A 1248-nucleotide genomic window follows, 5' to 3' on the forward strand; every position below is an offset into this window, starting at 1 on the left:
CGCCTCCACCACCACCTGCGTCACCGACCCGGCCACCCCGAAGCGGCAGTTCCGGGCCATGTGGATCTCCTCGGTCGTCAACATCGACTGGCCGAGCAAGGCGTCCCAGACCGCGCCCGACCGCATCGCCGCGCAGCAGGCCGAGTACCGCCAGCTGCTCGACCTCGCCGAGCGGCTGAACCACAACGCCGTGGTCGTCCAGGTCCGGCCGACCGCCGACGCGTTCTGGCCCTCGCCCCACGAGCCCTGGTCGGAGTACCTGACCGGGGTGCGTGGCGAGAACCCGGGCTGGGACCCGCTGAAGTTCGTGGTCTCCGAGGCGCACAAGCGCAACCTCGAGTTCCACGCCTGGTTCAACCCGTACCGCATCTCCATGCCCGCCCCGGGCGGCGCCGGCGCCGACATCAACCAGCTCGCGCCGAACCACCCGGTGCGCGAGCACCCGGAGTGGACCTTCGCCTACCCGCCGGCCGGGGTCGCCGGCAGCCGGCTCTACTACAACCCCGGCGTCCCGGAGGTCCGCGAGTTCGTGCAGACCGCGATGATGGACGCGGTCAAGCGGTACGACGTCGACGGCGTGCACTTCGACGACTACTTCTACCCCTACCCGAGCGGCACCCACCAGGTGCCCGACGACGCCACCTTCGCGGCGCACAACCGGGGCTTCACCGACAAGGCCGACTGGCGGCGGGACAACATCAACCTGCTGATCCAGGAGATGAACGCCAAGATCAAGGCCGAGAAGCCATGGGTGAAGTTCGGCGTCAGCCCGTTCGGCATCTGGCGCAACCAGTCGGTCGACCCGCTGGGCTCGGACACCACCGGCAGCCAGTCGTACGACATCATCTCCGCCGACACCCGCAAATGGGTCAAGGAGGAGTGGATCGACTACATCGTGCCGCAGCTCTACTGGTACATGGGCCAGTACCCGGCCGCCGACTACACCCGGCTGGTGCCGTGGTGGGCGGACGTGGTCAAGGGCACCCGGGTGCAGCTCTACATCGGGCAGGCCGACTACAAGAGCGGTGACCCGGTCTACGGCTCGTTCTGGATGAACCCGCGAGAGCTGTCGAACCACCTGACGCTCAACCGGCAGTACCCGGAGGTCCTGGGCAACGTCCACTTCTCGGCCGTTCAGGTGCGGGCCAACCGGCTCGGCGCGACCGACATCTACGCCGCCGAGCACTACTCCCGCCCGGCGCTGGTCCCGACCATGACGCACCTGCCGAAGAAGCCGCTGCTCATGCC

General features: G+C 68.5%; 1 protein-coding gene. It reads left to right on the plus strand.

The genetic code is table 11. The annotated features are described in order from the left end of the window. The coding region (locus AB0B91_RS66185; protein ID WP_358343278.1) for a family 10 glycosylhydrolase at positions 1-1248 on the plus strand (1248 nt) is incomplete at both ends.

The sequence above is a fragment of the Nonomuraea sp. NPDC049141 genome (assembly GCF_040648415.1).
Lineage (GTDB): Bacteria > Actinomycetota > Actinomycetes > Streptosporangiales > Streptosporangiaceae > Nonomuraea.